Origin of the sequence: Streptomyces sp. NPDC127119, from assembly GCF_042677425.1 — a bacterium.
GTDB lineage: Bacteria > Actinomycetota > Actinomycetes > Streptomycetales > Streptomycetaceae > Streptomyces.
This window is the reverse complement of record NZ_JBHXTO010000271.1, coordinates 1-5,277: the sequence shown is the minus strand read 5'-3', so window position 1 is coordinate 5,277 and position 5,277 is coordinate 1. Positions and strand designations below refer to the sequence as shown.

Here is a 5,277-nt window from a genome sequence, read left to right as displayed (position 1 = left end):
GTTCCCCGCGCCCCTGAAAAGGGGCGCGGGGAACTGCGCAATCTTTGGCGGTCAGGCCTCCGGCGTCGCGGAACGCACGACCGCCTCGGCCAGTTCCTGGGCGTTGGCGTAACGCGCATCCTCCGGCAGCCGTTCAAGCGGCTCGACCAGCGTGTCCGGCGCGTACTGCTCGCGCAGCACACCGACCAGCTCCCGAGGCCCCGCGGGGAACGACGTACGGCCCAGACTCCGCGCCAGTTCGAGGCGCACCGCCGCCACCGTCGTACCGCCCGCGCCCGGCCGCACCGGGCCCCCGGCAACCGTCGGATCGTCGTCCGCGACCGGTTCCGGGTCGTGCCACTCCTCCGCCCGGGTCGGATGGCCCGACCTCAGCAGGCCCTGCAGTTCGTGCTTCATCTCCTCGTCCCGGTGGGCGCTGAGGCGGTTGCTGCCTCGCTCCATGAGTCCCTCCAGATGTTCGGGGTGATCCCCGCGTACCCGGGCCCCGATCATCAACACGAGGTCTCCGGGACGGATGTCGGACTGCGCCCCGGCCCCAACTGGTCCCCGCATCCGCGTGTTTACCCAGGGGAACCCGGGGCAGGCGGACACTCAGTGCTTCGGACCGGAGGCACGTCCGTGGGAGTCGCGTCCCGCCCCACGGGTGTGCCCGTCCGGCTCAGGGTGCGCTCTCACGGTTGACCGTCCAACCGGAGCACCCTCAAGAGAGCTGCAGGCATCTCATGCGCACTCACGCGAGCGCCAGGCACCATCCGCACGACGACGCCCCCGACACCGCGGAGGACTTCCGCAAGCTCGCCTCGACACCTCCCGGCCGACTGCACGACGCTCTCCGCGACCAGATCATCGAAGCCTGGCTGCCCATGGCGGAGCGGCTGGCCGGCCGGTTCCGCAGCCGCGGCGAGAACTTCGAGGACCTGCGGCAGGTCGCGGCGCTCGGTCTGGTCAAGGCCGTCGACCGCTACGACCCCGACCGCGGCAACGCCTTCGAGAGCTACGCCGTGCCGACCGTCACCGGTGAGATCAAGCGTCACTTCCGCGACCACATGTGGACCCTGCACGTGCCGCGCCGGGTCCAGGACCTGCGCAACCGCGTGCGCTTCGCGCGCCAGGAGCTGTCCCAGACCATCCCCGGCCGGCAGCCCACGGTCGAGGAGATCGCCGAGCACGCCCGGATGAGCGAGGACGACGTACGCACCGGTCTGGAGGCCCTGGAGAGCTTCTCGGCGCTCTCGCTGGACGCCGAACTGCCGGGCAGCGAGGACGGCTACTCCCTGAGCGACGCGCTGGGCTCCGCCGACCCGGCCCTCGACATAGTGATCGACCGCGAGTCGGTCAAGCCGCGGCTGGAGGCCCTGTCCGAACGCGAACGGGCCATCCTCTACATGCGCTTCTTCAACGACATGACCCAGAGCCGTATCGCCGAACAGCTCGGCATCTCCCAGATGCATGTCTCCCGGCTGATCAGCCGCTGCTGCGACCGGCTGCGGGACCAGGTCATGCAGGACGTCACGTGACGTGCGGGGTGACGCCTTCGGCGCTCCTGTGACGCCGACGGCACAGGAGTGTGCCGTTTCACCCGCTCGGGCGTCCGCGTGGCACGAATGGTGTCCGGCCGCGCGCGCCCTGGGCGGGGGCGGGCTCTGATGGACCGCGGGGCATGCCGGTCGTGCCCCGCCTCCGCCGCCGTACCCGGGCGTGGGGGTCCCCAGCCGACGGCCGAAGGAGACCGACCCCATGCCGCTGAGCCGTACCGCTCGCGCCCTGTCCGCCACCGCCTTCACCACTCTCGCACTCGGCGCCGCCGCGACGGCCGCGTCCGCGAACCCGGGGGCCGAGGTCAGCCCGCGCACGGTGGCCCCCGGCGGCAGCGTCACCGTCTCCGTCACCTGCGAATCGACCGGCGGGCACCCGCCCGAAACCATCGACGCCACCTCCGATGCCTTCGAGCACGGGACCGTGCAACTGCACAAGGCTGGGCGCTCCGGGGACTCCGAGCACCCCGGACGCAAGGACGACCCGGCCGGGACGGACGACCTCGCCGGGACGGACGATCCGGCGGGCGTCGACGATCCGGCGGGCCTGGGCGACGGGGACCCGGTGGGCCCGGACGACGTGGGGCCGCCGTCAGTCCCCGAGGAGCCCGCGGGCGTCGAAGGCCTGGGCGGCCGGGACGACCCCGCGGGCAAGGAGGAACCGCGGGACGGCGTCACCTACAGCGGCACGGCCCGTATCGCGCCCGCCGCGGACTTCGAGGAGGGCGGCGGCCCGGACGGCGGCGGCAGGACCTCCGAGTGGCGGGCCGAGGGCGTCTGCCCCGCGGCGCCCGGCGGGCAGGGCAAGGAGTGGAGCGCGTCCTTCACGGTCTCCCTCGACGGCTCCCACGGCACCTCTCACGACAAGTCCCACGACACCGGGGTCCCGCACGGGGTGCACGCCGGTGAGGGCGGCACCTTCTCCGACTCCACGGTCGCCCTGGTGTCCGGCGGTGTCCTCATCGCGGGCGCGCTCGGCGCGGCGGGCCACCGGCTGCGCCACCGGGACTCGTCCGCGAACGGCTGACGCGAACGGCTGACGCGGACTGCCGACGTGAACGGCTGACGTGAACGAAGCGGCTGGACGGCTGACGTGAACGAAGCGGCTGAACGGCTGAGTTGGTGAAGCGGATCACTGGGTACGGGGATCCCGGAAGCACGACCGGCACCCTGGGGATCCGGTCCGACGGGTCCAGGGAGCACTGCGCGGAGGTACACAGATGCGGCGGACCCGACCGGAAGGGCACGGACCTGTCCGTTACGGCCCGCCCCTCCCGGGCCACGGCCTGCCCCCGCCACCCGGACTCGTCGCCGCGGCGACCGGCACGCACACCGAACCGACCGGCGGGAGCGCCGCCCTCCTGGACGCCGCCCGCGGCTACTGGACCCGGCGCGGACTGCCCGCCGACCGCGACCGGACCGTCGCGGCGCCCGGCGCCCCCGTCCTGCTCCTCGCACTGACCGCGGCACTCGGCGGTGACGTGCTGGTGCCCCGCCCCTGCGCGGCCTGGTGGACACCGCAGGCCCGTCTGCTGGGCGCGTCCGTCTTCCCCGTGGGTACGCCCGCCGAGTGCGGTGGCGTCCCGGACCCGTACGCCCTCCTGGAGACCGTGCGCCGGGTGCGTGCCGAGGGCGGCGATCCGCGGCTGCTCGTCCTGTCCGTGGCCGACGATCCCGCCGCGACCGTCGCGCCGCCCGAACTGGTCCACGAGACCGTCGAGGCCGCCGCGGGCGAGGGCCTGCACGTCGTCAGCGACGAGACCTGGCGCGACACGCTGCACGAGCCGCGGGACACCCTGCTGATCGGGCCCGCCGAGATGCTGCCGGACCGGGTCACCGTCCTCACCGACCTCTGCGGCCCGTTCCTGCCGGCCGGCTGGCCCGCCGCGATCGCCCGCTTCCCCGGCAACGACACCGGCACCCTGCTGCGCGAGCGCGTCCTCGACGTCCTCACCGCCCTCGACGCCCGGATCGCCGCGCCGGTCGCCTCGGCCGCCGCGTACGCGCTCGGCGAACCCGACGAGATCACGCACCGCCTCGCCGCGTCCGTACGGCTGCACGCGAGCGTCGCCGCCGCCGCGCACCGGGCGCTCACCTCGGCGGGGGCCCTCGTCCGGCCGCCCCGGGCGGGACGCCACCTGTACGCCGACCTCGGTCCGCTGCGGTCCGCGCTCGGCGCGCTCGGGGTCGGTGACGCGCAGGAACTGGAGGACTTCCTCGGCGTCCGGCTGGGCATGCCGACGCCCGGCGGCCACCGCTTCGGGGACGACCTCGGGGCCCTGCGCGTACGGCTGTCCACCGGGCCGTTCCTCGGGACAACCGACGACGAGCGCATGGCGTCTCTTGTGTCACCGGAACCACTGGAACCGCCCCATGTGAAAAGCAGGTTGAGTCTGCTGGGATCGACCTTCGACGATCTCCGCGACGACGATGACGCTCGGCGACGGGAGTCCCCTCGATGACGCAGCAGTCCGAGTCGGCCACGACCACCACGACCTCCACGACCAGCACGACCTCCACCCCGTCCGATGTCGGAGGGCCGCTCGCGGAGCCGAGGCCGCTCGGTGAACGGCGGGTCTGGCCCCGTTCCTTCGCCGGGCGGCTCACCGCGCCGCTGCCGGGCCTCAGCGGTTTCGCGCGGTTCGCGCGCGAGGGGGCGCTGCGGCCGGGGCCGGAGGGGCTCGCCGACGTTCCCCGACTGCCGTACGCGCCCGAGCCGTTGCCCCGGGTCGACACCGACACGATCGCCGTCTCCTGGGCGGGGCACGCCAGTTGGGTGGTCCGGATCGGTGGCCTCACCGTACTCACCGACCCGGTCTGGTCCCGCAAGATCCTCGGAACTCCCGCCCGGATCACCCCCGTCGGGGTGCCCTGGAGTGCGCTGCCGCGTGTCGACGCGGTCGTCATCTCCCACAACCACTACGACCACCTGGACGCGCCGACCCTGCGCCGGCTCCCGCGGGACACACCGGTGTTCGTCCCGGCGGGACTGGGCCGCTGGTTCCGGCGCCGGCGCTTCACGCAGGTGACGGAGCTGGACTGGTGGGAAGCGGCCGAACTCCACGGTGTCCGCCTGGACTTCGTGCCCGCCCACCACTGGTCGAAGCGCAGCCTCCACGACACGTGCCGCACACTGTGGGGCGGCTGGGTGCTGACCGCGTCCGACGGCAGACGGGTGTACTTCGCGGGGGACACGGGGTACGGGCACTGGTTCGCCCGGATCGGGGCGCGGTATCCCGGCATCGACCTGGCGCTGCTGCCGATCGGCGCGTACGACCCCCGGTGGTGGCTGAGCGATGTGCACTGCGATCCGGAGGACGCGGTGCGGGCGGTTCAGGACCTCGGTGCGCGTCGGATGGCACCGATGCACTGGGCCACCTTCGTCCTGTCGGCCGAGCCCGTCATGGAACCGCTCACGCGCGTCCGTGCGGCGTGGGCGGCGGCGGGCCTGCCCCGGGAAAACCTGTGGGACCTCCCGGTGGGAGCCTCCCGAATCCTCCCGTGAGGGCGGCTTGCCGCGGCGTGTGGGCTGCGGGCCGGTGGGGGCGAGCCGCGCAGTTCCCCGCGCCCCTGAGGGGCCACGGCGCTTCGCACCGGACCCACCCCGGGGAGGACCTGCGGGTCCCTCCCGCGTCCGGCCGGGCCCCGTCAGGGGCGCGGGGAACGGCGCGGCCAGCCACGTCGGATCCGCAGGTTCGGACGGCCCTGCAGGGGGGCTTTCTGGTGGTTGGGCGCTGCGGGC

5 protein-coding genes are annotated in these 5,277 nt (G+C 73.9%); 4 read left to right on the top strand and 1 reads right to left on the bottom strand.

What is annotated here, in order from left to right; all coding sequences use genetic code 11:
* Window positions 1-51: 51 nt before the first annotated feature.
* Window positions 52-441: a DUF2795 domain-containing protein gene (locus ACFVH5_RS43850; RefSeq protein ID WP_385839283.1), complete on the bottom strand. Its 390-nt coding sequence runs from the start codon at window positions 439-441 to the stop codon at window positions 52-54.
* A 281-nt stretch (window positions 442-722) separates the two neighbouring features.
* Between ACFVH5_RS43850 and ACFVH5_RS43845 the strand changes: the two genes are divergently transcribed.
* The 4 genes from ACFVH5_RS43845 to ACFVH5_RS43830 all read left to right on the top strand — a co-directional run bounded on the left by ACFVH5_RS43845 (window position 723) and on the right by ACFVH5_RS43830 (window position 5,040).
* On the top strand, window positions 723-1,517 hold the full coding sequence (locus ACFVH5_RS43845; RefSeq protein ID WP_384804855.1) for an RNA polymerase sigma factor SigF: 795 nt from the start codon (window positions 723-725) through the stop codon (window positions 1,515-1,517).
* Between the two features lie 220 nt (window positions 1,518-1,737).
* Window positions 1,738-2,562 carry a hypothetical protein gene (locus ACFVH5_RS43840; RefSeq protein ID WP_385839282.1) on the top strand — a complete coding sequence of 275 codons (825 nt, stop codon included), beginning with the start codon at window positions 1,738-1,740 and terminating at the stop codon, window positions 2,560-2,562.
* A 193-nt stretch (window positions 2,563-2,755) separates the two neighbouring features.
* Window positions 2,756-3,997, top strand: a complete 1,242-nt coding sequence (locus tag ACFVH5_RS43835; protein WP_385839281.1) for an aminotransferase class I/II-fold pyridoxal phosphate-dependent enzyme — start codon at window positions 2,756-2,758, stop codon at window positions 3,995-3,997.
* Complete coding sequence (locus tag ACFVH5_RS43830; protein ID WP_385839280.1) at window positions 3,994-5,040, top strand: MBL fold metallo-hydrolase; 1,047 nt, start codon at window positions 3,994-3,996, stop codon at window positions 5,038-5,040. Before ACFVH5_RS43835 ends, ACFVH5_RS43830 begins: the two co-directional genes overlap by 4 nt.
* Window positions 5,041-5,277: the final 237 nt, after the last annotated feature.